The following is a 25,016-nucleotide window of genomic DNA, read 5'->3' as shown; positions in this document are numbered from 1 at the left end:
CTTCGATACAGGGAGAATAACAAGAAGGATAAAGGCATATGCTTACCCTGTATCATGCTAAAAATACCCGATCTGCACGGATTATCTGGCTGTTGGAAGAACTTGGGTTAGATTACGATTTGGTCGCATTGGAATTTCATCCAAAATCACTGAAATCTGACGAGCATAAAGCGCGTCATCCACTTGGCCGCGTGCCTGTTCTGGAAGATGGGGATGTGACGTTGTTTGAATCTGGGGCGATTACCCAATATGTGCTGGCCCGGCACGCTGCGGGTAAAATGGCACCGGCAGCAGATTCTGATTTATTCCCATCTTATCTGCAGTGGTTCCATTACACTGAAGGCACTTTGATGCCGCCGATTAATACCATCGTAACCCAAACCCTTCTCTTGCCACCGGAGCGTAGAAGCGAAGATGTTTTGGGAATGGCGCAGCGCTTGGCTAAAAAGGTTCTTGAGCCTGTAAATGAGCAACTTGCGGATAAAGAGTATCTGATCGGAGATTTCAGTGCCGCAGATATCATGCTTGGGCATGCCGTGTTTGTCAGCGATCGCTTGCAACTGGTTGGGGACAACATGGAAAACCTTAAAAACTATGTCGCGCGCATTAAAGCGAGACCTGCATTTCAAAAAGCAATTTCAGCATAAATCATAACAGGAGGCGACGTTGATTATCGTCCATCATTTGAATAACTCGCGTTCTCAACGCATTCTTTGGTTCTTGGAAGAATTAGGGGTTGAGTATGAAATTAAGCATTATCAGCGAGATCCGGAAACAAGGCTTGCGCCTCCTGAACTTTTCAAAGTTCATCCGCTTGGCAAATCCCCTGTGATTGAAGATGGAGATGTCACCGTTCATGAAACGGGTGCCATTGTTGAGTATCTGGCGGAAACCTATGGGGAGGGAAAATACAGTTTTGAGAAAGGGACGCCAGAACATGTCCGATATCTTGAATGGATGCATTATGCCGAAGGATCGGCCATGCTGCCGTTGTTGTTAAGGTTGTACACATCAAGGCTGGGGGACGATGCCGCGCCCCTACTTCCAAGAATTGAAAGTGAGACGGCCAATCATTTTACCTACATGAGTAAGTGCTTGGGTGAGAATGATTTCTTCATCGGCGATAAGCTGAGTGCAGCGGATATTATGCTTTCTTTCCCATTGGAAGCTGCAAGAAGTGGTGGTGTATTGGAGCATTTTCCAAATCTTGATGCCTACGTAAAACGGTTCCAGACACGCCTTGCTTATTTGAAAGCGCTGGATCGGGGCGGTGAATACGCTTATGGTCCAGGATAAGAATAAGAAAAGAGGCTTCTATGTTGGATTTAGTTGGGTTGCCGGCGGAAGAGTTACCAGATAGCTGGACAAAAGCCGGAGAGTATGTGGATGCAGACCATCCCGCCATCGCGGCCTTTATTGCCATGTCATTTGACGGGCATGATCCCAAAACAGATCGGGAAAAGGCGATCCTTTTATTTAATGGGGTGCGAGATCTGATCCGTTATAATCCATATCAGATCAATTTTGATGCGCCCACTTATAAAGCAAGTGCTGTCGCCAAAATGGAAAGCGCTTTTTGTGTTCCAAAAGCCATTCTTCTGACGGCTTGCCTTCGACAGGTTGGGATTTCGGCAGCTGTTGGATTTGCAGATGTGAAAAATCATCTGAATTCGCCCAAACTTGCGGCAGCAATGGGGACAGATCTCTTCTCTTATCATGGCTATGTTACTTTGAAATTGGATGGAGAAATTTACAAGGTAACGCCAACCTTCAACAAGGATCTGTGTGACAGATTTGGTGTGAAAGCCATTGAATTCGATGGCACTTCAGATGCTTTGTTCCACGAATATGACGCTGAAGAGCGTAAACATATGGAATATGTGAAGGATCGAGGCATCTACGAAGATCCGCCCATGGAAGACCTGCTTTCTGATTTGGGCGAGTTGTATCCGGCTATGAAAGAGGCCTTGGCAAAAGAGAAGGTGATGGAAGAAGATTCCGATTTTGCTGCCTAGTTAAGTTCTCCTGTTGGCGCGGCTGTTGAAAAAATGAATGGCCGTGCCAATAACGATGCCCCAAAACGGTGCGCCGATCGTGAAAAAGGTCAAGCCGGATGCAGTAATGGCGAAGGTGATGAAAGCTGCTTCTCGCTCTTCGGTGTTACTTAAAGCTGAAATCAGACTGTTGGAGATGGTCCCCATTAATGCGATACCTGCGATTGCCATCACCAGTGCGTCAGGGAACAGGATAAACAACCCAGTGACTACTCCACCAAAAATCCCCATGATAATATAGAATATGCCAGCCCAGATAGTGGCATGGTATCTTTTGGATGGATCGGGGTTGGTAGTCTCACCCATACAGATCGCCGCTGTGATAGCGCCAAGGTTAAAGGCAAACCCCCCAAATGGCGCAAGTAATAATCCTGTCAAACCACTCCATCCAATCAGGGGAGAGGCCGGTGTTTGATACCCATGAGCCCGCAAAGTAGCAATGCCGGGTAGGTTCTGGGAGGCCATGGTCACAATAAAAAGCGGAATGCCAACACCAATGAGCGAAGAGATTGAAAACTCAGGGGCCATCCAGACAGGGATGGTTGGATCCAGTGATACCTCTGTTTCTCCAAACTGACCTGTTGAAAAGGCGATTAATACACCTGTAATTAGTGTTAGCGGGACAGCGTAAACAGGGTTAAACCGTTTTCCGATAAGGTAGGCAAGCAGCATTCCTCCAACAAGTAAAGCCGAGCTTTCCATAGCGCCGAAAGCGTTTAAAGCAAATCTTAGGAGAACCCCTGCAAGCATGCCGGTTGCCAGTGACGTTGGGATCACCTTCAGAATCTTATCAAACCAACCGGAAAAACCGCAAATAGTGAGCAAGGTTGAGCTAAACAAAAAAGCGCCAATCGCTTCTCCCATAGGTAATCCTTCAAGGCTTGTGATGAGGAGGGCCGCGCCCGGTGTTGACCAGGCAATAAGTATAGGGGCTTTGTATCGAATTGACAGGAATAGACCGCACAGGCCCATGCCGACTCCTACGGCCCACATCCAACTAGCTATTTGATCAGTGGAGGCGCCACTTGCTTGTGCCGCTTGGAAAACAATGGCGCCTGCACTTGTGTAACCAACTAGAACAGCGACAAATCCTGATGTGATGTGGGGAAGGCTAAAGAAGCTGCGCATGAGATTTCCTGACAAAATCGTGTGTTTATCGTTTGTGCGTTATAGCGTACAATCAGACAATAACAGAGCGTGCGTTATAGCGCACGAACTTTTTGAGAGGTTAAAGTGGATAACCCATCTGATAGCTTGCCGGGCAATTTGAAAGAACTTCGAGATCACCGTGACTGGAGCTTAAATCGAACCGCTTGTGAAACAGGGGTGAGTAAAGCCATGCTTGGACAAATTGAACGAGGGGAGAGTTCCCCTACAATCGCGACGCTTTGGAAAATTGCGACAGGCTTTAATATCTCTCTCTCCTCTCTTTTGCAGGGGCGATCACGTAATGATGGTCCAATTACCAGTTTAAAGCAGGATGCAAATGAACTTCGAAAGCCTATCAGTGATCAGGATGGGATGCTTGTTGCGACGTTATTTCCATATGACAGCAAGACCGGTTTTGAGCTTTTTGAACTTACTTTTCCAGCAGAGTATGAACGGCTGTCTGCGGCTCATAAAGAAGGTGTTTCTGAATATATAACGGTTATTCACGGGGAGTTGTCTATCCTGTGTGATGAGGAGTGGGTTAGTCTAAAAGCTGGGCAATCCCTGAGATTTGCAGGGGACAAGCCGCATGGGTACAGAAATTCTGGACAGGTAGATGCCGTTATCAATTGCCTGATCCACTATCCTGGATACAAGTAAAAAACGATGTCACAGGCTTTAGAGTCATTATTGGGTGAGATTAGGGGCTGCAAGATATGTGAGGCTGAACTACCTCATGGCTGCAGACCTGTGTTAAGGGCGTCGAATACAGCAAAGATTTTGGTTGTGGGGCAAGCGCCAGGTCGCCGTGTCCATGAAAGCGGTATCCCTTTTGATGATCCAAGTGGTGATCGTTTGCGGGAATGGATGGGGGTGACATCTGAGCAATTTTATGATGAGAAGATCATCAATATAATTCCTATGGGTTTTTGCTATCCGGGCACAGGTAAATCAGGTGATCTGCCGCCAAGGAAAGAATGTGCGAACGAATGGCGCTCTGATTTGATGACGTTGATGGGGCAGGTGGAGCTTACTCTCGTGATTGGCCAATATGCCATCAACTGGCATCTGGGGGATCAAGCCAAAAACACACTCACGGAGACAGTAAAAAACTGGCAAGAATATTGGCCACAGAAAATCGTACTCCCTCACCCAAGTCCACGGAATAATATCTGGCTCAAAAAGAACTCCTGGTTTGAAAAAGAGATAATTCCCCCCTTACAAGAACGCATTGCTGCATTAATATGCCCATATGCGGTTGCCCGCGAAAGAATAAGAACAATCAGGGAAGAATGAGGGTGGTATGTCGGATAAAGTACTCGTTGAGAAAAATGGAGCCATTACCACAGTCACCATTAATCGGCCGGAGAGGCGGAACGCCGTCGATTATGAAACGGGTGAGTTACTGCTGCAGGCATTTGACGAATTTGAAAAAGATGACAGTCAATCTGTGGCTATCCTGACCTCAACGGGAGAGAGTTTCTGTGCAGGCTTTGATTTGAAGGCTCTATCCGGGGAGGTTCGGGAATATGACCCTATGGGGGAAGGCCTGATGGGACCAACGCGCCGCCTCCTTTGCAAGCCCGTGATTGCTGCTGTTGAAGGCTTTGCCGTGGCGGGTGGACTAGAGCTTGCCACCTGGTGCGATATGCGTGTTGCTTCAAAGCAGGCAAGTTTTGGGGTGTTCTGTCGTCGTTGGGGGGTGCCTCTTATTGATGGTGGATGTGTTCGTTTGCCGCGCCTTATCGGTCATAGCCGCGCGATGGATATGATCCTGACTGGCCGGGAAGTGAAAGCGGAGGAGGCATATTCCTTTGGCCTTGCCAACAGGTTAGTCGAAAAAGGAAAAGCTTATGAAGAAGCCTTTAAAATTGCCGAAAATCTCTGTGCGTTCCCGCAACTTTGTATGAGAACAGATCGGCAGATGGCATACGATCAATGGAGCATGTCATTAGAAGACGCATTGCGTCAGGAAGCTGTAGAAGGCGCCAAGCCTGTAAATCAAGAGGCGCGAAACGGGGCTGGCCGCTTCGCAGGAGGTCTTGGTCGTGGAGGCGATTTTAGCAAGATCTAATTGAAAAGGCGGCTTGCGCCGCCTTTTATCATATTGCGATGCTTTGTAGCACTTCGCGCATGTTATCCGGTACAGGGACAGGTCTGTTTGTTTCGCGGTCCACATAAACGTGAATGAAATGGCCTTCAGCGGATGCTTCGGTTTCGTCTTCTTTGAAAAGACCGAGTTCATATTTCACTGAACTGTTACCCATATGGGAAATTCGAAGTCCAGCGTGCACTGTATCGGGAAAGACGATGCTACGTGCATAACGACATTGTGTTTCAACGACCAATCCAATTACCGGGCTTTTCCCAATATCCAGCAAGCCTTTTGCAACGAGGAACTCGTTCACCGTTGTGTCAAAGTAACTGTAATACTGCACGTTGTTCACGTGACCATAAGCGTCATTGTCCATCCAGCGAGTGGGAATAGTCAGGAAGTGTTTATATTCATCCCGACTGGACATGGTTTTCTTGGCAGACATGACGTTTCCTAAAGTGTTTTTCTGTAGATGTTAAAAGCGTCTTCGCGGGTGACTTCTTTGGGGTTGTTGACCAGAAGGCGTGTCTGTTCCATAGCAGCGTCTGCAAGGCGATCCAGATCATCTTCTTTTACACCCACCTCACGCAACGTGGTTTCTAAGCCAAGATCCTTGTTCAGTTTAGCTAATCTCTCGATGAAGATCTGGCAAGTTTGCTGAGCGCCGCCGCTGGTGTCGATGTCCGGGAAAACGATAGGGGCAAGTTCCGCATATTCCGATGCACAAGCGCCAGCATTGAATTGCATTACCTCTGGAAGGACCAAGGCATTCGAAAGACCGTGAGGGACATGGAAAATTCCCCCAAGTGGGTAGGCGAGCGCATGAACTGCGGCAACAGGAGAGTTGGCAAAGGCCTGTCCCGCGAGGCAAGCACCCAGCAACATGTTTGCGCGTGCTTTTAGGTTGCTGCCATCTTTAACCGCAGTGGTGATATTTTGACCTAGAAGTCGTAAGGCTTCTTTTGCGAGGGATGCAGACATCGGATTGTTATTTGCACCGCGGGATGTATAGGCTTCGATTGCATGAACCATAGCATCGACACCTGTTGCCGCTGTGACAGCTGGCGGCAGGCCAACAGTAAGTGCTGCATCCAGGATTGTAATATCTGGAAGTAATTTCGAAGAAACAACACCCTTTTTAGTTTCAGCACCCACAGTAACAATTGAAATAGGCGTGACTTCAGAACCGGTTCCAGCAGTTGTTGGTACCTGAATTAAAGGAAGTCGCGTCCCTTTAATCATTTCTATTCCGTAGATATCTTCAAGTTTTTCTTCACCGAGTGCGAGCAGGGCGACGAGCTTCGCCACATCCATAGATGAACCGCCGCCAAATCCGATAATACCTGTTGCTTGTATGTCTGTGGCTGCTTTTGTTGAAGCTAGGACCACAGCCTCACTTGGATCTGCTTCAACTTCCGAAAAGACCGAGACTTTTTTGCCGGCTTTTTCCAGGCTGTTGACGGCTTCTTTGTGAAGGCCCAGCTTGAAGAGGCCGGGGTCGGTGATGAGCAGAATCTGGTCTCCTAAGATACTGGAATGTTCTGCAATATTCTGCGATGCGCCTTCGGCAAAGATCAGTTTCGGAGTGGTGGCAAAGGTAAAGCTCGTCATTTTTCTCGTTCTTGGATTATTTCAGACAGGTTTCAGGATACATAATTTCGGCAGTTATGTAATCCTATTCCACAATTTTATAAGCCAGCCGAAAGGTGTATTAGGCTTATGAAAAATGTATAAAAAATAGTATATTAGTATTATGTCCAAATAGATATAAATAATAATTAAGATAAAGATATTAGTTTAACTGTAATATTCAAAATTTAACTTCAATTATATTTATGATTGTAAGTATAAAAACGGTATTAATTTAATGTTAACTGTTTTAAGTCAAATTATTACTGTGTTTGTGGTTAAGAAGTGCTTTTCTCTATTTATTTAAGTTTCAATTATAAATTTGATTGAAGAATTAAAGTTAACTGAGCATGAGGGCGGAAAAATGCATTATAGCGGTCAGGAAGTTTTTTTCGGCCAGAATGATCTGATTGTTTCCAAGACAGATCTGAAGGGGCGAATTACCTACGCCAATCATACTTTCCTTGAAATCGCAGGATATGACGAAGATGAGGTAATAGGGCAGCCTCATAACCTCATCAGGCATCCCAATATGCCCAGAGGAGTGTTTGAGTTATTTTGGAATTGCATTTCTCAAGAAAAAGAAATCTTTGCATACGTAGTGAACTCTACAAAGGATGGTGGGCATTACTGGGTTATTGCTCATGTGACGCCAAGTTTTGAAAATGGAGAGGTGGTTGGCTATCATTCCACGCGGCGCATTCCGAAAAAATCTACAATAACAAATGTCATTGAACCGTTGTATGCGGAACTCAATCAGTTGGAGGCGAACTACGCCAATCGTAAAGAAGGAACAGCTGCGTCATATGCGCGATTAATGGAAGTCGTTAATTCAAAAGCAGCGAGTTATGATGAGTTCATCTCCTCGCTAATCTGGGAGCAATAAAGTGAATATGAACTCTTCAATATTAGATGGCGGGAATACTGAAGTCCGCACTGAAAAGCTTCTGGAAATCCTGGAGGTGGTAGACGCGATTTCAAAGGGGGATTTTGAAAAGCGCGTAAAGAACATAAACAAAGAAGAAGGGCTAGAGCGTAAGCTGTGTCTTAAAATCAATGAGATGATCGACCGCGCAGACGCCTATGTGCGTGAGTCAACTGCATGCCTGCGTTTTATCGCTGAAAATCAGTATTTCCGAAGAATTTCTCCAGAAGGCCTTCAAGGGGGATATGGATATGCCGTGTACAAAATTAATCAGGCAGCTGATGGAGTGGAAAACAAGATAAATCGTTTTTCGGAGGTGGTTGAATCAATTTCTGCTGCTGCGGAACAGCTAAATTCAAATGCACAAGGAATGGGACAGACGGTACAAGAGGCAAACGAAAAAACAGCCGCCGTTGCGGCCGCTGCCGAAGAAGCGGGTGTCAACACAAGTACCGTTGCCTCAGCAGCTGAGCAATTGGATGCGTCAATTCAGGAAATCAATAAACAAGTGGCAGCCTCCGCGGGAATGTCTGGTGAAGCTGTAATTCAATCTCGTGAAGTGAATGACATGGTCGCAGGATTGTCTGCGGCATCTGACAAAATCGGGCAGGTTGTGAATCTGATTAATGATATTGCCGGGCAGACAAAATTATTGGCTCTTAACGCAACAATTGAAGCCGCCCGGGCAGGAGATGCCGGTAAAGGTTTTGCGGTTGTGGCGAGTGAGGTGAAGAGTCTTTCTGGTCAAACTGAACGGGCTACAGATGATATCAAGGCGCAAGTGCTGGAAATCCAATCTGCAGCCAATGAAGCTGTGTCGTCAATCGGCGCTATTGGGGGATCCATTGACAAGATCAATGAGGTTGCCTCTGCAATCGCCTCTGCTGTTGAGGAACAAGGCGCTGCAACGCAGGAGATCTCTCGCAACGTGAAAGAGGCGGCTTCTGGTGTGAATGATGTTACAGCAAATGTTGGTATTGTGAGTTCTGCAGTTGGGCAAGTAAACGAAAGCTCTCAAGAAGTTATGTCTGTTGCTACCGAGCTCAAACAACAAGCGGAGAGCTTAAAAGCAGCGCTTGAAAGTTAAATCTCCTTTGAAGCCAGTCGGTCAGTGCAGTGCATCCCTTAAATGCCTGAACTGGCCGCACTGACTTCAATCAATGTAGTGTATTAATTTCTGATATACGGTCTGGGACTGCTCTGACTTTACCTGGGAGTATGTCATGAAAGTTCTAGACAAGCTGATATCTGATCATGCGCAGATGAGTAAAATGCTCGTGATCATGGATGAAGAAATTCGGGTGTTTGTAGAGGGTGGCACTTTAGACTATCTTCTATTGCAAACGGCTCTGGATTTCATGGATCTCAGAACCACAACAAATCATCACATCTTTGAAGAGAAAATGGCATCAATCCTTATGCTTAAGGGGGTGTGCGATAAGAAGTTGTTCGATCACCTTGAAGTGGATCATGAGCGGATCAGTTTTTTGGGAAATGAGCTGAAAAACGCTATTGATAATGTTGAACAGGATAATCAACTGCCAAGGATCTGGGTGCTTTCGGTGATGCAGGAATATATCAATGTTCAACGCCGGCATATGTTGGAGGAAGAGAAAACCATTTTCCCAATGGCAAAACTCAATCTCACGACCCATGACTGGGCATCCTTGGATGATCTGGCAAAAGAAATGCTTGTTAGTACAAGTGAAGAAGAAGCTGAACTGGCATCCATTCAAAAAGATGTTATTGCGTGGCATATGGAAAGCCACTCATAAAAAAGAAGTAAGTCTTCTATCTTTGTATTAAGGTTATAGTAATTTAGTCGCGCTTATATATAAGGGAATTGCTACTAAAACGCGACAGGAGATTAGAGTGCAAACTGCTGCACTACCTGAATATGAAGAGCAACGTTTGGAGGCTCTGCATAGCCTGAATTTGCTTGATACGCCTCCTGAAGAGGCGTTCGATGAGTTGGCGCGGCTTGTCCGTTCACATTTTAAAACCGAGATGGCGCTCATTGCACTAGTTGACAAGGAACGCGTCTGGTTCAAATCAGCTATCGGTATCGAAGTGAATGAAGTGCTTAGAGATAAGTCTTTATGCGCTCATGTCATCCTCAGCGATGAACTCACCTGCATTCAGGACTCCCTTAAAGATGATCGCTTTTTTAACGATCCTCCTCAGTATGACGGGCATGATGTCCGTTTTTACGCAGGCATTCCTTTGTCTGTTCAAGGGGGGATGCATGTTGGTTGTCTTAGTGTTCTAGGGATTGAACCGAGAGAGTTTAGCCGACAGGATTATGTTGACTTGCAAAGGTTTGGCCGTGCGGTGGAGCGTCTTTTGGCACAATCCCTGTATGAGCAAGATCAGCGCTTTCTTGTGTCGCAAACCATGCGCCTCAATACACTGCTTGAAACCGTTGCTGATGGCATCGTGACAATCGATGCCAAAGGAGAAATCGAAAGTATAAATACCGCTGCGGCAACAGTTTTCGGGTATGGCCGCGAGGAGCTTTTAGGTGTCCATTTTAACACTTTGATGCCGGATCTTGGAAAAGGCGGGTGGTCGGGGTACGAAAAGCTCATCCTTAATGAAGATTTGGAAGAGTCAGATAGAACAACTTTGGAGCTGCAGGGACGACGTAAAGATGGAATTTTATTCCCAATGGATCTACGCATCCGGGATATGTGGCTGGATGGGCAGCGGCTGTATACTGGAATTATTCGCGACATAACGTATGAAAAATCCATCCAGGATGAAATTCGAAAGGGCCGCGAAATCCTGGAAACAACTAAGGATAATATCCCGATTGGTATCACGGTATTTGATGAAAAAGGGCGGCTAATTGTTTTTAACAACAGTTTTTCCGAACTGCTGGACTTGCCAAAGGATCTGGTGTCTCGGGGAACGTCCATGTATCGCATACTTGGCCACTTGATTAATCGAGGAGATCTTGGGGATTGGGAGAATGTCCGTTCAAGAAGTGAGCTGGAATCTTTACTGAAATCAGGAGATAAAAAGCATTATATTCTGACAAAAACCAACCACAAGCATATCGAGATTTCAACAAGGCCGATGCCGGGTGGTGGGTATGTTTCTTTGTATTCAGATCTCACACTGCGCTTGCAATATGAAGAGCGTCTTGAAAAGGCGTTGGATGAGGCGAACAGAGCAAACGAAGCAAAATCCAATTTCCTCTCAACGATCAGTCATGAAATTCGCACCCCATTGAACGGTGTCATTGGGGTTTCACAAATGCTGTCGGATACGGACCTGACCCCGGAACAGGCCGAAAAAGTTGATGCTATTCTTCGGTCCGGTAAGACACTTCTGGAATTGATCAATGATGTTCTTGATATGAACAAAATCGAGTCTGGTAACCTGGAAGTTGAAAATATTACCTTTGATCTGCATGACGTGTTTCACTCAATGGAATCACCTTTTGTGCTGCAGGCCCGTGAAAAAGGGATTGAATTTCTTTCCACTCTGGATGAGACGGTTCCTTCTTTAGTTGTGGGCGATCCGGTTCGTTTAAGACAAATCGTCATGAACCTGATTGGTAATGCGATCAAGTTTACAGCCAAGGGAAGGGTTGTTCTAACAGTCGGTAAAATTGAGGATAAAGATGCGAGAGAGGGCAAGCTTTCCATTCAGATAACGGACACCGGTATCGGCATTCCAGTTGATAGGCAGGAAACCGTATTTGACTCATTTTCTCAGGCGGATACATCTGTAAGCCGAAAGTTCGGAGGGACGGGCCTTGGCTTATCTATTGTACGCAAGCTGACTGAGTTGCTTGGGGGGGAGGTTTCATTAAGCAGTAAAGAAGGGGTGGGGACAACTTTTACTGTTTCACTTCCCATTACGCTGCCAACGAAGGAACAAAAGGCAAAGTTCCTCAAAAAGCAACAAGCAAAAAATATAAAAATCAGCAAGTCACTGAAGGTGCTGGTGGCTGAAGATAATGAGGTAAACGCAATGGTCACTGAAGCCTTTTTGAAAGATATCGGGGCGACATCGGTGATCGCGGAAAATGGGCTCTATGCCGTGGATAAATTCGGGGAAGAGATTTTTGATCTGGTTTTGATGGATATACATATGCCGGAGATGGATGGGATCGAGGCAACCAAGTTAATCAGGGCCCGTGAAGATGGCAAAAACATCCCTATTATCGGTTTAACAGCTGAGGCATTCAATGACCGGCATGTCATTTTCAAAGATGCTGGAATGGATGAAGTTCTAACCAAGCCCTTAACAAAATCTCAATTGCAACAGGTTATCCTGAGTTACTTTGAACAAGACAGCAATGTTGCCGACGCTGTAAACGCAGATGGCGTTAAGAGCGACAAGGCTTTACAGGAGCAAACAGAGGTGGTTGAAGAAGGTATACACCCATTGTTTGAAGCGACATTGAAGCAACCAGTGGGTAGTGATCAGAAATTGGATGAATATGTTGATCAATTGGGGCCTGATGTCACTCTTTCCCTCATCTCGAAAACCCCAGCATCCATACGCGCGGAACTTGATGCCTTAAAAGCGGCATTTGAGGAACAGGATGCCAGCGTTATTTACAGGTCTATTCACACGATCGCCGGTGTTGCGGCCTCTATGTGTTGTGACAGATTGGCGCAACAGGCCTCCCTCATGGAAAAACAGGCGGACGATTTAGATCTGATAGCAGAAATGATGGAGAGTTTTTTGAAAACAGCTGACGCCTCTATTGAGTGGTGGGAAGGCGCGGTAGAAAAACTGACTCAGTAAAGCTGGCGACGTCTATCACATGTCAGAAACGGCGATTTCCGCAGCTGTTTGTTAGAGTATATAGAAGATAGAGCGCACACTTTGCGGTGTGCGTCTGGTTATTTACTTACCCTCAAAGTTGGGTTTATCTTTTTCGAAAACAGAACGAACTCCTTCTTTAAAATCCTCTGTCCCGATAAGTTGGCTCTGGACAACGATATTGTGTGCGGCCATGTCGTCGATGGATTGATGTAAACCTCTTCGAATGCCTTCTTTCATGGCCTGCAGCGCAAGCGGGGCGCCACTAGCGAGTTTCTGTGCCCATTTGTTGGCAAGGTCTTCCAATTCTTCATCTGGTACCGCACGATTGACCAATCCGATACGTTCCGCTTCTTCACCTGAAATGCCTTCACCCATCAGAAGGATTTCATTCGCTTTGGCGAGGCCAACTAATCTCGGAAGCAGAGACATGCCGCCAAGCGGATCGATCAGGCCAAGTTTGATCCACGTTTCTGCAATAAAAGCGTCATGTGTGGTCAATCGGAAATCGCACGCAAGAGCAAGTTCTAGTCCAGCGCCAGTTGCGGCCCCTCGCATTACTGCAATAGTGGGCTTTGGGTAATCACGAAGTCTTTTAGTGCCTCCGGCAAAATGCCGATAGATGATGTTCTTAATGTCTGAAGCGGAGATTTTTTGAATTTCATGGAGAAAATCTTTGTCGGCACCGGCACTAAAAGCGCGCCCTTTGCCTTCGATTTGAACAACACGGACGGATTTATCAAGTTCCCAACGCTCAAGTACGTCAGCGAACTCTTTCATCATGCTAACGGTCATTGCGTTTAACGTTTTAGGGCTATTCAGAGTAAGCCGCCCGACCCCGTTTTCAACGACAGCTTCAACAAATTCGTAGGAAGATACTGACATTTTGTTCTCCTTATTTTTCTGTCAGGCTTCACGCGGAGTTAGGGCAACGATAAAGTCCTGCACAACTCCACAAACGCGCTTACAATAACGTTTTTTTCTTCCTTGCGATAGACCACAGACATTTGTGTGCCTATGTGATCGTTTGAGGCCGCCAATTTTTTGAAAACGATATCTGGATAGGAAATTCTGGACGCGCATTTTGGGACCAACGCCACACCAAGTCCCGCGGACACGAGGCTTATCTGTGTTTGGATTTGCGGAGCTGTTTGGGCGATGGTGGGTGTAAAGCCTGCTTCCCGGCAGGCGAGTAATACGAGCGCATGTAAGTTCGGAGAAATGTTATGGGGGAACAAGATAAACCCGTCTTCCTTCAGGTTTGAAAGATCAATAACCTGCTCGCCCGCCAAAGGATGATTAATGGGGAGAACGGCAACCATTTCCTCGTTGGAGAAATCAATCTGATGAAAAAGGGCGCCACCTGTAATCGGAGGACGGAGCAAGCCCACATCTATTTCATTCTTTGATAAGGCTTCGATTTGTTCAACTGTTGCCAGTTCCTTCAAATCTAACTGCACATCCGGAAATTGCTGGCGAAAATTTCGTACCGTCCGGGGAAGCGCTTCATAGACAGCGGAACCCACAAATCCCAATTTTAAGCGGCCAAGCGCGCCATTCGCCGCCCTGATCGTATCATTGGTCAGTGTCGACATTTTTTCCAATGTTTCATAAGCCCCGCTTAGAAACACTTCTCCCGCTGGTGTAAGAACGACCTTTTTGGTGTTGCGATCGAACAGGAGAACGCCAAGCTCTTCCTCCAGTTTCTTGATGGAAAGACTGAGGGGAGGCTGCGTCATATTGAGGCGCGTGGCCGCCATGCCGAAGTGTTTTTCTTCAGCAACGGCAATGAAATGGCGCAAATGTCGGATATCAGGCATCCGCTTATTAATATATATAATGTATGATTTGTAAACTAATTATATATTGGATGTCTGAATTGCGCTATGGCATAGTAAATCATGAGGGAAGCACTACGCTGATTTGTAGAGCCAAAAAAATAAAGAAGAAAAAACATGGATTTTGAACTGACAGAAGATCAAAGGGCGATCCGGGATCTTGTTCGCCGGATTGCAAACGAGAAGGTTGCTCCTCGCGCAAACGAGATAGACAAAACTGCTGAATATCCGCAGGATATGTTCGACCTGTTGAAAGAACTTGGGCTTTTTACATTACCTTTTCCGGAAGAGTATGGTGGAACAGAAGACAGTGTGGCGTGTTGCCTTGCGATCGAGGAGTTGGGGCGCGTGTGCTACAATACGGCCTATCTCCTTCTAGTGCAGTGGCTCCCCTTTGGAGCCATTCTGGCAGGTGGATCCAAAGAACAAAAAGAGAAGTACCTTCCGGGGCTGGCCTCAGGTGATTTGCGAGGTGCTTTTTCAACAACCGAACCGCAAAGCGGATCAGATGTTGCGGGTATCAAGACCCGGGCAGTGCCAGTGGATGGCGGTTATGTGATCAATGGGGCCAAGATCTGGTGTACCAACGCGGAAATGTCTGACTTTGTTCTGGTTGCGGCGAAGGTTGGTGAAGGCAAGGGAACGGGCAATATCAATATGTTCATTATTGATCGCGATACTCCCGGCTTTGAAATAGGCAAGAAAGAAGACAAGATGGGCGCCCGTGGTGTGCCGTCTAACGGTCTGTTCCTGACAGATGTCTTCGTGCCTGAAAACGCACGTCTTGGCCCAGAAGGTAAAGGCTTCAAAATTGTCATGGAAGCCTTCAATAAATCACGCCCTTATATCGGGGCCCGTGCCGTTGGATGTGCACAAGGTGCGATCGACCATACAATTGCTTTCATTAAAGACCGTAAAGCCTTTGGGCAGCAGGTTTCTGATTTTCAGGGAGTGCGCTGGATGATCGCTGACATGGTGACCAAAACGGAAGCCTCTCGTTTGATGGTTTACAAAGCGGCCGCAATGGTCAATGCAGGTGTGAAAGGTAATGATCTTGCAGGAATGGCGGCAATGTCCAAGCTTTTCGCCACCGATACCGCCATGGAAGTTGCGGAGGCCGCAGTTCAATTATTTGGTGCCGCAGGGATTTCATCCGAATATCCGATCGGTCGATATTTCAGAGATGCGAAAGTTCTAAAAATTGTTGAGGGCACCAACCAGATTCAGCGCAACATTATTGGTAAGTTGACACTAGCAGATTAAAGAGGGCGATTATGGATACAGTAGGATTGGGTCTGTTTTTTGAAGACCTGCCATTAGGGCGACAGTTTCAGACAATAGGAAGAACAGTTACAGAAGCCGATATCGTCAATTTTATCAATGCGACAGGAATGCAGGAAGTTCTGTTTATGAACACAGAGTACCTGGCAAAGTCTGAAGATATCAAGGGGCGAGTTGCCCCGGGTGCATTGGTATACTCCTTTATTGAAGGTCTGCTTGTACAGGCGACGATGCAGTATACAGGGCTTGCCTTCCTAAATATGGAACTGGACGTAAAGGGGCCTGTGTTTGCTGGTGATACCATTCATGCTGAATGTGAAGTGATTGAAAGTCGTCTCAGCAGTAAAGGCGGACGCGGGCTCGTTCGGACCAGAAACAAGGTTGTGAAGCAGGACGGTACTGTTGCGATGATTTACACGCCATTGCGATTGGTGAAATGTAAGGACTAATAGACTTTCAGTATTCTTGAAAAGCCCGGCAGTAACGTCGGGTTTTTTTGTGCCTTAAAAGAAAGAAAATGCAAAAAACCGATATCAGAGAAAACCAGGGGAGGCTTTGTTCCTAGGAACTGAAGGATTAATCGACAAGTTGAAAATCAATCCTACTGATATGGTTTTTTGCATTCCAAAACGGAAAGAAAAATTTGGTGGGGGGTTTTAGACGCACACCCTGCACTGACCAGTTCCCCCTTTATTTTTATTATGAAAATGACACTATCATTCATGAATGAATGTATCAAGAGGTTTGTTTCATTTTTTTTTATTTTTTTGGCATACATCGTTTTCACAGGGTTGGGCTTGTCAAATCAACTTGATTTTGTAACAGTTTTAAATGGATAGATAATCTGATATGAAACGTCTGAGCATAACAGGCGGGTAAAAAAACAAGGAAATAATATGGTACAGGCGGCAGGGGCGCCCCGTAGAACCCAACAGCAGCGCCGTGAGGAGACACGGACCAAACTTATTGAAGCTGCAATAAATATTATCCGTGATCAGGGTGCAGCTAACCTTACAACAGCAAAAGTTGCCAAGGAGGCGGGCCTTACGCGCGGGGCAATCCAATATCATTTTGATAACCCCAAAGATCTTATGAGAGAAGTGATCGTTGAGGTGGTCGGCTTTTTAAGTGAATTGCTTGAAGCTGAGAACCTTTCGGATCTAGATAAAATACCCAGATTGTCTCGAATAGTAGATCTCTACTGGCATGGCTATCGAAGCGAGACATATGAAGTATTTATTGAAATTGCAGTTCTTGGGCGCCTTGATCCGGAATTTGGATCGATTGTCAAGGAAGCGTTGCGAGTGCTTGAGAAAGAAAGGGATGGGCAGTGGCTCCGCCTTTTTGCAGATTTTGATCAATCCGATGCCGCAAAACTAGAGTGGCGATCTCAATTGTTGGTAATCTTAAGAGGTTTGGCGCTTCGTCAGATGTTCTCTGAGACGCAGGATCAAGTGGAAGAGATTTTCACTTATGTTAAAGATACTTATATCGCAGATATTTGCAGGCGTGCGAATTTGAGCTAATTGGAACAGCGTTTGCGTGGAGGATGAAAACGATGGCGCTGAAAGAAGCATTTGAAGCGCAGGCTGATAGTTGTGAACAACTCGGCTCTCCTTTTACAGCGCGCGTTTTACGTATTTGTGCAAAAGAAAACCCATCAAATGGGTCTGTCTGGGAGAAGTTGCAAAATTGGCCAGGTGATGTTTCAGCGAACGGGGATGCCGTCGCTCTGCGCTTTACAGGTGCGTTGCATGGATTGGTATTAAAAGAATATGATATGGATCTGGCGCGTGTTTATCCTCAAAAAAACAAACTCGTCTTGGATGATCAGATTTATCAGCACATTATTGCCGCTGTTGATCGACATGCGGATTACATCCTGGAGCGCTTAAAACTTCCTCCCCAGACCAATGAAGTACGCCGAAGTAGCGCAATCCTGTTAGGTGCGCAGATAGCTGCGGATCTCACAGGATGTCAGGAATTAATGACCAGTGAAATCGGTGCAAGTTCAGGCCTTAATCTGTTTTGGGATAAATTCCGATACCAGTTGGGTGACAGGCAGTGGGGGGCGGACTCTTCACCTGTGCATCTGACACCGACAGTTGAAGGGGCGATTTCTGAATTTCAGCAAATCGATATCGTTGACCGGGCCGGGTGTGATCTTAATCCTCTCAACTTGCGATCAAGTGAGGAAAAAAACCAGCTACTTTCCTACATTTGGCCTGATCAAGAGGACCGGATGGCAAGAACGCAATCCGCAATTGACATATTCTGTCGTCATAACATTGCGGTAGATAAAGCAAATGCCATTGACTGGTTAGATGACCGGTTTATTGCACAGACTGAAGGCGTGCTTCATTTGGTATATCATACTGTTGTGCTTCAGTATTTCCCTGAAGCTGTTCGAAGCACGTTTTTGAAGATGTTGAATGCGGCAGGGGAGAGGGCAACGTCAAAAAAACCGTTGGCTTGGCTTTCCATGGAAGCTGACGCAGAGCCCGATGGCGCTTTGCTGCAGCTTACGATTTGGCCATCAGGGCAGGTAATTGATATTGCTCGCGTCGATTTTCACGGCCGATGGATTAGGGTTATTGCTTAATTAACCGGTTAATTAATAATTTCCTGGAAGTATCTGATTTTATGTCGCAATTCTTCTTGGCTGTAAAGAATTCTCTCGCCGTTCCCCCAAATTGGGGCGGGCCAGGCGGCATCTTCCTTCCACCTTGCGACAATGTGGATATGAAGCTGCGGAACCATATTGCCAAGGGACGCGAAGTTCATTTTGTCAGGGTTTAACGCCTCCTGAATTTTAGAGGCCACGGCCCGAATTTCGTTGCACACAATCTGATAATCTTGAAGCGCGAGAGCATGTAAGTCTTTCGCGCCATCGATTTCCGGTACAAGTATGAGCCAGGGAAAGCGGCTGTCTTTTGATAGAAGCACACGGCTCAATTCCAGTTTCTTGATTAAAACCGTATCGGCGGCAAGTTGTGGGTGTAGTTCAAACATGTGGATTTTCATACGATCGCAATAATATCAGGACATTCATCTGAAGTAATTTGTGGTAGCATGTCAACAGACCATAAGAGGGGAATGAGATGGATCTAGTTAAAACGAAAAAAATGTTCGTCAGTATTGGCGTTATGATGTCATTGCTGATGATATTTACCGCGCAAGCGATCGCCGAAGGTACAAAGATTACCTTGCTTCATACCAATGATATGGGAGAAATGGCGGGTAAGCCGGGATATGGTGGTTTTCCTGAACTTGCGACATTGTTAAAGCTGCATCGGGATGAAAATCCTAGCGCGATTACCACATTCGGTGGTGACCTGATTTCTCCTTCTCTTATGTCAGGTCTTTCCAAGGGAACAGAAATGGTTGCCATGATGAATGCGCTGAAACTGGATGTGGCAGTTCTTGGAAATCATGAGTTTGATTTTGGGGCAGATGTTGCCCGTGCACGTATCAAGGAAGCTAAGTTTAAGTGGCTGGCAAGTAATGTTCGTACAGTGGATGGCGAAGACGCCCTTGGTAGTACACCAATATTTTTGAAGAAGGTGGGGGACTTCACCGTTGGCTTCTTCGGCCTAACAACAGAAGAGACAGTGGATCTTTCCTCGCCAGGTGAAAAGGTTGAATTCGCCAATGTGATTGAGACGGGCAATCAAATGGTGGCGGAGCTGAAATCCAAAGGGGCGGATGTTATCGTTGCGCTGACACATCTTGATTACGCCGAAGATATTAAAGTGGCCCGTCAGGTAAAAGGTATCCATGTGATTTTGGGTGGTCATGACCACCGTGTGATTGCGATGCAAGAAAATGGAGTGTCAATTCTTCAGTCCGGCTCGGACCTCAGATATCTTGGGGTGCTTGATCTGGATGTTTCCGTTGTCGAAAAGCGCGGTAAGAAAAAACTACAGGTCATTCCAAGTTGGGAGATCGTGGCCACTAAAGATATCCCTGCAAATCCTGAGATTGCCAAAATGGTGTCGGATTACGCGATGGCGTTGGATAAGGAATTGGACGTAGCCGTTGGTAAAACCAGTGTTGAGCTGGACACAACTAGAGTATCCGTGAGGACAAAACAAACAGTGTTTGGGCAGTTCATCGCCGAATCCATGCGCCAAAAAGTTGGGGCTGATATCGGGTTTACAAACGGGGGTGGCATCCGTGGAGATCGAACCTATAAAGCTGGAACAGTGCTAACAAGAAAAGATATCCTAACCGAACTGCCGTTTGGTAATGTAACCGTTTCACTGGAAGTGAGCGGCAAGGACCTCGCTGCACTAGTAGAGCATAGTGTATCCAAAATTGAGGATGGTGCAGGTCGATATGGGCAATATGCAAACCTTGAGTTCATTTTGAATGCAAGTAAACCCGCAGGTGAGCGAGTGTCAGATATCAAAGTAGGCGGTGCGCCTCTGGATATCACTAAGACCTACATAATTGCCACCAACGATTATGTCGCCAAAGGTGGAGATGGATATGCAATGCTAAAAGATGCAAAACGCATTGTAGATGCGGCAGCAGGCGAATTGATGGCGTCAACCGTTATCAACGCGGTCAAAGATAAAGGCGGCATTCGCTGACATTATTCATCGCTTTCTGTTCCAGCCGCTTGCATAACATATGCAAGCGGCTATTCTGTTGACCCAAAATTAACAGGAGAGTGACATGAGCGGAACGCCGGCAAATCCAGACAACACAGTTTCCACGGAATTACCAGAACGTGAGTTTACCCCTTATCCCCATTTGATGGCGGAAGCAGCCGCGCAGCAACCGGACCTACCTGTGCTGACAGTTGAAGGTGTTGCCGTCACCTGGAAAGTACTGATGCCGCGCATTAATCAGGTGGCTAATATGCTTGCAAGCCGCGGAATTGGACGTGGGGATTATGTGGCCGTCTTAGCGCGAAGCAGTATTGAATATGTTACCGTATTTCTGGGAACGCTGGTTTCCGGAGCTTGTATTGTGCCTCTGTCAGGGATGGCCTCTAGTGAGCAACTGGAAGGTATGATGAATGATAGCGGGGCGAAGATGCTGTTCGCCTCATCACATACCTTGGATCTAATCTCGCCATTTAAAGGAAAACTCTCAGAAATCCCTGATGATGGTTATGTCGCCTTCGATTTTGAAGGAGAAGGTTGGCAAAGTTATAAGCCACTTTTGGATTCGGCGTCTACTGAGGCACTTCACGTTGATATCAAAGAAGAAGATCCGTTCAACTTGATCTACTCCTCTGGTACGACGGGCGTTCCAAAAGGCATTGAACAAAGCCACGGTATGCGGTTCCAGCATGTGATCCGTTTTCAGGCTATGGGGTTGGATGTCGGCGCGGTTTGCCTTGTTTCAACATCTTTGTATTCCAATACAACCTTGGTCGCGATGCTGCCACCCATAGCGATGGGCGGCCGCGTCATCGTCATGCCGAAATTTGGTGTTGAGGAATATCTGGAACTCGCTGAGAGAGAGCGGGTCACTCACACAATGCTGGTTCCGGTTCAATATCAACGGATCATGAAACATGAGGCGTTTGATAAATATGATCTGGAGAGCTATCAATTGAAACTTTCTACCAGTGCACCTCTACGTGAAGACCTAAAGCGTGATATCGCAGCCAGATGGCCGGGCAAAATGGTTGAGATATACGGAATGACGGAAGGCGGGGTTGGTACTGTTCTGTCGGTCACCGAATTCCCTGACAAATTGGCCTCTGTCGGCAAAGCGGGGCTAGGGGCGGAAATTCGCATTATTAGTGAAGAGGGCAAAGAGCTCCCCCAGGGAGAAATCGGAGAGATCGTTGGTAGATCAACAGCGATGATGAACGGGTATCACAATCGTCCGGATCTAACAGACGATATGATTTGGATGTCTCCAGAAGGGGAACGGTTCTTCAAAAGTGGAGACATGGGGCGTCTCGATGAGGATGGTTTCCTTTTCTTGCTGGACAGAAAAAAGGACATGATCCTGTCAGGCGGATTTAACATCTATGCGGCTGATATCGAAGCTGAACTGATTAAGCACCCTTCAGTCGAGGATGTCGCTGTGATTGCCATTCCAAGTGAGGAATGGGGGGAGACACCTCTTGGGTTGGTAGTGCTTGAAAAAGGAGCTGACGAAACACCAGGCCAAATTCGCGAATGGGTAAATGAGCGTTTGGGAAAAGCACAACGCGTTTCAGAGATTGTGTTTCGGAATGAATTGCCAAGAAGCACAATCGGTAAGATATTAAAACGTGAATTGAGAGATGAATATTTGTCTGCAAACAAAGTGTGACCTTCTAGACAATTGATATTGCTCAGTTTACCCATGGTTAATAAATTTCTGACAGCATATTGCAAAAAGATGTTAAACAGTGCCAAGTATGTTTTGTGTGAGTGTTCTGAGCAAAGTTAATGGAAACAGGTGCAGCTGAAAAAGAGAACGGCGGAGCTGAGGGGAAGCGCCCGTTGAAGGAGCGTTTGAAACTCTGGTGGGACGGATATGAAATCCGTGAAAAGAAAGCTGCGCCAAAAATAGTCGATGAAGAGCCGCCGGAAGACGAAGGACCGCCCACTGTTATGGGATGGGCGGTCAGCCGTCAGCGTTCCGTCGTTACCTTGTTTGGTGACGGTATGATCCGCTGCGTTCCGGATGACGTGAAGAAAAGAATGACAACCCCTATGGGTGTTAATAAAACCATGAGCGTTGCCGAATTGGGAGCAGGTCTTGGGGGGTTCGCCCAATGGGTTGTTGATGAGTTCGAGGCTTATGTGGATGCCTATGAAAGCGAAGAGCCGCTTGTGGATGCCGGTAAAGAGCTGATTAAAATGGCGGGGCAAACACGGTTTATTCGCTATATCCATGCGGATTTTGAGGATTTCCAACCAAAAGATCACTCGGCAAATGTTGTCTATTCTGCTGAGGCCCTTTTCTGTGTGAAGAACAAGGAACTGTTGTTCAACCGTATCCATGACATGTTGAAGGCTGAAGGTCAGTTTATGATGTCAGATTATATGTTGGATGGTTCCGGCGAAGATGATCCGAACATTCAAAAATGGTTTGAGGCTGAACCTGACCGCCCACATTTGCTGGATGTTCAAAAGACGCGCGCGTTAATGACGAAGGCCGGTTTTGAAGTGAGTATCGCGGAGGATATTACTGCCGAGTACAAGGCCAATGTTCTGGCAGCTTTTGCAGATTATGCAAGAAGAACAGGGCGCGGCGAAAAAAGCGGTCACCTGCATGATTGGGTGTTGAAAGAGGGCGAGCTTTGGACAGCGCGTGTGAAAGCGATGGAATCGGGATCATTGAAAGTTTTCAGGATTTATGCGCGGGTCCCTGCAAAAATCGTCTAAAGTGCTTTAGCGCCGGGCGTCAAAGTGCTGCTTTTCAGGCACTTTTGAATTTAATTGGAAAAGTCGCCAGAAAGTCGCGTTTTACACATTGACAGATTGAAGAGTGGTCAGTATGTTCCGGCCTTCAAATCCAGAAACGTACGTTTGGGAATAGAATTATGAAAGTTATCAACTCGCTCAAATCTGCGAAAAAACGTCATCGCGATTGTCGCGTCGTCCGTCGTAAAGGGCGGGTATACGTGATCAACAAAACAAATCCTCGCTTCAAAGCGCGTCAGGGCTAACTGACTGCTGCATTGAAGGAAATCCGTCTTCGGATTTCTGGATGGTGAAAAAAGCCGCTCCGGTTGTGACTGAGCGGTTTTTTTGTGCCTAAAGCCCGGCTATATTCATATTCAGGTCGAGTATAGGAACGGGTAGGTCATATGGTATTAATGCCAAAACCCGATGAGGAAGTCCTGGCAAAGCGGGATTACCTGATCGAAGAACTTCGGAAAATTGTTAAAGACCCATCAGGGGTGATTGTCGAGGAAGCTGGGCTTCGCGCTTTTGAGTGCGATGGTTTGAGCGCATATCGGCAGTTGCCAATGATTGCGGTGCTACCTGAAGACAAACGGGAAATCTCCGAAATCCTGAAACTTTGCTCCAAAGAGAAAGTAAATGTTGTCCCGCGCGGTGCAGGAACCTCGTTGTCTGGTGGTGCGCTTCCTTTGGCGGACGGTGTTCTTCTTGGTCTTGGAAAGTTCAATCGTATCCTTGAAGTGGATTATGATAACCGCTGCGCTGTGGTAGAGCCGGGGGTTACCAATCTTGCCATTACAAACGAAGTTAAAGACGATGGCTTCTATTATGCGCCAGATCCTTCCAGTCAGATCGCCTGTACCATCGGCGGCAATATTGCGGAGAACTCCGGTGGGGTTCATTGCCTTAAATACGGCCTGACAACCAACAACGTCCTTGGTGTGGAAATGATCACCATGGAGGGCGATATCATTAAGCTGGGCGGTAAGCACTTGGATGCGGAAGGTTATGACCTGATGGGGATCATAACAGGATCAGAGGGTTTGCTAGGTGTAATTACCGAAGTAACGGTTCGCCTCCTTCGTAGCCCAGAACATGTGACCGCCCAACTTATCGGTTTTCCTTCCAGCGAACAGGCAGGAGAATGTGTTGGTCGCATTATTGGCGAAGGGATTATTCCTGCCGGTATGGAGATGATGGACCGTTATGCCATTCAGGCAGCAGAAGATTTCTGTCACGCGGGATATCCGCTTGATGTGGAAGCATTGCTGATCGTTGAACTGGATGGTCCGTTGGTGGAGATTGACCATAACAACGAACAGATAGGACGTATCGCAAAGGAATGCGGCGCCACGGTCATTAAACAAAGCCAAAGCGAAGAAGAGCGCATGACCTTCTGGCTTGGCCGGAAATCAGCATTTCCGGCTGTTGGGCGTTTGTCACCAGATTATATGTGTATGGACGGCACCATCCCGCGCAGTAAGTTACCAGAAGTCCTGAAGCGCATGAATGAGCTGTCAGCGCATTACGGACTTCGTGTCGCCAATGTTTTCCACGCAGGAGATGGTAATCTACATCCGTTGATCTTGTTTGACGCGAACCAGCCGGGAGAACTTGAAAAATGTGAAGCCTTTGGGGCTGATATTCTAAAGCTATGTGTTGAAGTAGGTGGTGTCCTAACCGGAGAACATGGTGTTGGTGTCGAAAAGCGGGACCTGATGAATGAAATGTTCTCGGAAACGGACCTCAAGCAGCAACAACGTCTCAAATGTGCTTTTGATCCAGATGGTCGTCTGAACCCTGGGAAAGTATTCCCGGTTCTGCACCGTTGCGCTGAACTTGGCAAAATGCATGTTCATAATGGCGAACTTCCTTTCCCTGATATCCCAAGGTTCTAAG

The 25,016-nt window shown here is 46.6% G+C and carries 25 protein-coding genes; 19 read left to right on the top strand and 6 right to left on the bottom strand.

Translation table 11 applies throughout. From position 1 onward, the window contains the following. Positions 1–38: 38 nt before the first annotated feature. The 3 genes from GUA87_RS17350 to GUA87_RS17340 are packed head-to-tail and all read left to right on the top strand — an operon-like array spanning position 39 to position 2,015. Positions 39–647 carry a glutathione S-transferase family protein gene (locus GUA87_RS17350; RefSeq protein WP_193717892.1) on the top strand — a complete coding sequence of 203 codons (609 nt, stop codon included), beginning with the start codon at positions 39–41 and terminating at the stop codon, positions 645–647. A 19-nt stretch (positions 648–666) separates the two neighbouring features. Further along, the gene (locus GUA87_RS17345) at positions 667–1,296 is read left to right on the top strand and encodes a glutathione S-transferase family protein (protein ID WP_193717891.1); all 630 of its coding nucleotides are present in this window, start codon (positions 667–669) and stop codon (positions 1,294–1,296) included. 20 nt (positions 1,297–1,316) lie between these two features. After that, entirely contained in the window at positions 1,317–2,015 is a 699-nt protein-coding gene (locus tag GUA87_RS17340) for a transglutaminase-like domain-containing protein (protein ID WP_193717890.1), read from the top strand. Here the strand turns inward: GUA87_RS17340 and GUA87_RS17335 are convergent, their stop codons facing one another. Next, on the bottom strand, positions 2,016–3,182 hold the full coding sequence (locus tag GUA87_RS17335) for a benzoate/H(+) symporter BenE family transporter (protein WP_193717889.1): 1,167 nt from the start codon (positions 3,180–3,182) through the stop codon (positions 2,016–2,018). A gap of 105 nt (positions 3,183–3,287) precedes the next feature. On the opposite strand from GUA87_RS17335, the gene GUA87_RS17330 reads away from it, so the two are divergent. Genes GUA87_RS17330 through GUA87_RS17320 form a run of 3 tightly spaced genes read left to right on the top strand, consistent with a single transcriptional unit; the run spans position 3,288 to position 5,277 of the window. Further along, positions 3,288–3,863 (top strand): XRE family transcriptional regulator, encoded by a 576-nt coding sequence (locus GUA87_RS17330; protein WP_321575930.1) that lies wholly within the window; start codon positions 3,288–3,290, stop codon positions 3,861–3,863. A 6-nt stretch (positions 3,864–3,869) separates the two neighbouring features. Further along, complete coding sequence (locus tag GUA87_RS17325) at positions 3,870–4,499, top strand: uracil-DNA glycosylase family protein (RefSeq protein ID WP_193717888.1); 630 nt, start codon at positions 3,870–3,872, stop codon at positions 4,497–4,499. A gap of 7 nt (positions 4,500–4,506) precedes the next feature. Beyond that, positions 4,507–5,277: a crotonase/enoyl-CoA hydratase family protein gene (locus GUA87_RS17320; RefSeq protein WP_193717887.1), complete on the top strand. Its 771-nt coding sequence runs from the start codon at positions 4,507–4,509 to the stop codon at positions 5,275–5,277. Positions 5,278–5,305: 28 nt separating this feature from the next. Here GUA87_RS17320 and GUA87_RS17315 read toward each other — a convergent pair whose 3' ends face one another. After that, entirely contained in the window at positions 5,306–5,743 is a 438-nt protein-coding gene (locus tag GUA87_RS17315) for an acyl-CoA thioesterase (protein ID WP_193717886.1), read from the bottom strand. Between the two features lie 8 nt (positions 5,744–5,751). Continuing rightward, positions 5,752–6,909: an iron-containing alcohol dehydrogenase gene (locus GUA87_RS17310; protein ID WP_193717885.1), complete on the bottom strand. Its 1,158-nt coding sequence runs from the start codon at positions 6,907–6,909 to the stop codon at positions 5,752–5,754. 382 nt (positions 6,910–7,291) lie between these two features. On the opposite strand from GUA87_RS17310, the gene GUA87_RS17305 reads away from it, so the two are divergent. The 4 genes from GUA87_RS17305 to GUA87_RS17290 all read left to right on the top strand — a co-directional run bounded on the left by GUA87_RS17305 (position 7,292) and on the right by GUA87_RS17290 (position 12,616). Continuing rightward, positions 7,292–7,813 carry a PAS domain-containing protein gene (locus tag GUA87_RS17305; protein ID WP_193717884.1) on the top strand — a complete coding sequence of 174 codons (522 nt, stop codon included), beginning with the start codon at positions 7,292–7,294 and terminating at the stop codon, positions 7,811–7,813. Between the two features lie 7 nt (positions 7,814–7,820). Next, complete coding sequence (locus tag GUA87_RS17300) at positions 7,821–8,939, top strand: methyl-accepting chemotaxis protein (protein WP_227712136.1); 1,119 nt, start codon at positions 7,821–7,823, stop codon at positions 8,937–8,939. A 136-nt stretch (positions 8,940–9,075) separates the two neighbouring features. Next, complete coding sequence (locus GUA87_RS17295; protein WP_193717882.1) at positions 9,076–9,627, top strand: hemerythrin domain-containing protein; 552 nt, start codon at positions 9,076–9,078, stop codon at positions 9,625–9,627. 97 nt (positions 9,628–9,724) lie between these two features. Next, the gene (locus tag GUA87_RS17290; protein WP_193717881.1) at positions 9,725–12,616 is read left to right on the top strand and encodes an ATP-binding protein; all 2,892 of its coding nucleotides are present in this window, start codon (positions 9,725–9,727) and stop codon (positions 12,614–12,616) included. Between the two features lie 102 nt (positions 12,617–12,718). On the opposite strand, the gene GUA87_RS17285 is transcribed toward GUA87_RS17290, so the two are convergent. Further along, complete coding sequence (locus tag GUA87_RS17285) at positions 12,719–13,519, bottom strand: enoyl-CoA hydratase/isomerase family protein (RefSeq protein ID WP_193717880.1); 801 nt, start codon at positions 13,517–13,519, stop codon at positions 12,719–12,721. Positions 13,520–13,557: 38 nt separating this feature from the next. Next, positions 13,558–14,454 (bottom strand): LysR family transcriptional regulator, encoded by an 897-nt coding sequence (locus tag GUA87_RS17280; protein WP_193717879.1) that lies wholly within the window; start codon positions 14,452–14,454, stop codon positions 13,558–13,560. A 135-nt stretch (positions 14,455–14,589) separates the two neighbouring features. Between GUA87_RS17280 and GUA87_RS17275 the strand changes: the two genes are divergently transcribed. The 4 genes from GUA87_RS17275 (at position 14,590) to GUA87_RS17260 (ending at position 18,355) form a co-directional block, all read left to right on the top strand. Beyond that, positions 14,590–15,735, top strand: a complete 1,146-nt coding sequence (locus GUA87_RS17275) for an acyl-CoA dehydrogenase family protein (protein WP_193717878.1) — start codon at positions 14,590–14,592, stop codon at positions 15,733–15,735. Positions 15,736–15,746: 11 nt separating this feature from the next. Next, entirely contained in the window at positions 15,747–16,202 is a 456-nt protein-coding gene (locus tag GUA87_RS17270; protein WP_193717877.1) for a MaoC family dehydratase, read from the top strand. Between the two features lie 447 nt (positions 16,203–16,649). After that, positions 16,650–17,279: a TetR/AcrR family transcriptional regulator gene (locus tag GUA87_RS17265; protein ID WP_193717876.1), complete on the top strand. Its 630-nt coding sequence runs from the start codon at positions 16,650–16,652 to the stop codon at positions 17,277–17,279. A gap of 32 nt (positions 17,280–17,311) precedes the next feature. Then, a complete protein-coding gene (locus tag GUA87_RS17260; RefSeq protein ID WP_193717875.1) occupies positions 17,312–18,355 on the top strand; it encodes a DUF2332 domain-containing protein in 1,044 nt (347 codons plus the stop codon). An 8-nt stretch (positions 18,356–18,363) separates the two neighbouring features. On the opposite strand, the gene GUA87_RS17255 is transcribed toward GUA87_RS17260, so the two are convergent. Next, positions 18,364–18,765 carry an HIT domain-containing protein gene (locus GUA87_RS17255; RefSeq protein WP_193717874.1) on the bottom strand — a complete coding sequence of 134 codons (402 nt, stop codon included), beginning with the start codon at positions 18,763–18,765 and terminating at the stop codon, positions 18,364–18,366. An 89-nt stretch (positions 18,766–18,854) separates the two neighbouring features. On the opposite strand from GUA87_RS17255, the gene GUA87_RS17250 reads away from it, so the two are divergent. The 5 genes from GUA87_RS17250 (at position 18,855) to GUA87_RS17230 (ending at position 25,015) form a co-directional block, all read left to right on the top strand. Continuing rightward, complete coding sequence (locus GUA87_RS17250; RefSeq protein ID WP_193717873.1) at positions 18,855–20,348, top strand: bifunctional metallophosphatase/5'-nucleotidase; 1,494 nt, start codon at positions 18,855–18,857, stop codon at positions 20,346–20,348. An 85-nt stretch (positions 20,349–20,433) separates the two neighbouring features. Further along, positions 20,434–22,035 carry a class I adenylate-forming enzyme family protein gene (locus tag GUA87_RS17245; RefSeq protein WP_193717872.1) on the top strand — a complete coding sequence of 534 codons (1,602 nt, stop codon included), beginning with the start codon at positions 20,434–20,436 and terminating at the stop codon, positions 22,033–22,035. Between the two features lie 119 nt (positions 22,036–22,154). Next, on the top strand, positions 22,155–23,096 hold the full coding sequence (locus GUA87_RS17240) for a class I SAM-dependent methyltransferase (RefSeq protein ID WP_193717871.1): 942 nt from the start codon (positions 22,155–22,157) through the stop codon (positions 23,094–23,096). 158 nt (positions 23,097–23,254) lie between these two features. Then, positions 23,255–23,380 (top strand): type B 50S ribosomal protein L36, encoded by a 126-nt coding sequence (ykgO, locus tag GUA87_RS17235; protein WP_169544712.1) that lies wholly within the window; start codon positions 23,255–23,257, stop codon positions 23,378–23,380. A 141-nt stretch (positions 23,381–23,521) separates the two neighbouring features. Next, a complete protein-coding gene (locus GUA87_RS17230) occupies positions 23,522–25,015 on the top strand; it encodes an FAD-linked oxidase C-terminal domain-containing protein (protein WP_193717870.1) in 1,494 nt (497 codons plus the stop codon). Position 25,016 lies beyond the last annotated feature (1 nt).

Origin of the sequence: Sneathiella sp. P13V-1 (assembly GCF_015143595.1) — a bacterium.
Classification (GTDB): Bacteria; Pseudomonadota; Alphaproteobacteria; order Sneathiellales; family Sneathiellaceae; genus Sneathiella.
The sequence above is the reverse complement of the archived record's forward strand: the minus strand, read 5'-3'. Positions and strand labels throughout refer to the sequence as shown.

Bases quoted from the DNA above. Each gene is read 5' to 3' on its own strand.
- GUA87_RS17350 (WP_193717892.1), top strand. From the start codon at position 39: ATGCTTACCCTGTATCATGCTAAAAATACCCGATCTGCACGGATTATC.
- GUA87_RS17340 (WP_193717890.1), top strand. From the start codon at position 1,317: ATGTTGGATTTAGTTGGGTTGCCGGCGGAAGAGTTACCAGATAGCTGG.
- GUA87_RS17335 (WP_193717889.1), bottom strand. From the start codon at position 3,182: ATGCGCAGCTTCTTTAGCCTTCCCCACATCACATCAGGATTTGTCGCT.
- GUA87_RS17325 (WP_193717888.1), top strand. From the start codon at position 3,870: ATGTCACAGGCTTTAGAGTCATTATTGGGTGAGATTAGGGGCTGCAAG.
- GUA87_RS17320 (WP_193717887.1), top strand. From the start codon at position 4,507: ATGTCGGATAAAGTACTCGTTGAGAAAAATGGAGCCATTACCACAGTC.
- GUA87_RS17315 (WP_193717886.1), bottom strand. From the start codon at position 5,743: ATGTCTGCCAAGAAAACCATGTCCAGTCGGGATGAATATAAACACTTC.
- GUA87_RS17310 (WP_193717885.1), bottom strand. From the start codon at position 6,909: ATGACGAGCTTTACCTTTGCCACCACTCCGAAACTGATCTTTGCCGAA.
- GUA87_RS17305 (WP_193717884.1), top strand. From the start codon at position 7,292: ATGCATTATAGCGGTCAGGAAGTTTTTTTCGGCCAGAATGATCTGATT.
- GUA87_RS17300 (WP_227712136.1), top strand. From the start codon at position 7,821: ATGAACTCTTCAATATTAGATGGCGGGAATACTGAAGTCCGCACTGAA.
- GUA87_RS17295 (WP_193717882.1), top strand. From the start codon at position 9,076: ATGAAAGTTCTAGACAAGCTGATATCTGATCATGCGCAGATGAGTAAA.
- GUA87_RS17285 (WP_193717880.1), bottom strand. From the start codon at position 13,519: ATGTCAGTATCTTCCTACGAATTTGTTGAAGCTGTCGTTGAAAACGGG.
- GUA87_RS17280 (WP_193717879.1), bottom strand. From the start codon at position 14,454: ATGCCTGATATCCGACATTTGCGCCATTTCATTGCCGTTGCTGAAGAA.
- GUA87_RS17275 (WP_193717878.1), top strand. From the start codon at position 14,590: ATGGATTTTGAACTGACAGAAGATCAAAGGGCGATCCGGGATCTTGTT.
- GUA87_RS17270 (WP_193717877.1), top strand. From the start codon at position 15,747: ATGGATACAGTAGGATTGGGTCTGTTTTTTGAAGACCTGCCATTAGGG.
- GUA87_RS17265 (WP_193717876.1), top strand. From the start codon at position 16,650: ATGGTACAGGCGGCAGGGGCGCCCCGTAGAACCCAACAGCAGCGCCGT.
- GUA87_RS17260 (WP_193717875.1), top strand. From the start codon at position 17,312: ATGGCGCTGAAAGAAGCATTTGAAGCGCAGGCTGATAGTTGTGAACAA.
- GUA87_RS17255 (WP_193717874.1), bottom strand. From the start codon at position 18,765: ATGTTTGAACTACACCCACAACTTGCCGCCGATACGGTTTTAATCAAG.
- GUA87_RS17250 (WP_193717873.1), top strand. From the start codon at position 18,855: ATGGATCTAGTTAAAACGAAAAAAATGTTCGTCAGTATTGGCGTTATG.
- GUA87_RS17245 (WP_193717872.1), top strand. From the start codon at position 20,434: ATGAGCGGAACGCCGGCAAATCCAGACAACACAGTTTCCACGGAATTA.
- GUA87_RS17240 (WP_193717871.1), top strand. From the start codon at position 22,155: ATGGAAACAGGTGCAGCTGAAAAAGAGAACGGCGGAGCTGAGGGGAAG.
- ykgO (WP_169544712.1), top strand. From the start codon at position 23,255: ATGAAAGTTATCAACTCGCTCAAATCTGCGAAAAAACGTCATCGCGAT.
- GUA87_RS17230 (WP_193717870.1), top strand. From the start codon at position 23,522: ATGGTATTAATGCCAAAACCCGATGAGGAAGTCCTGGCAAAGCGGGAT.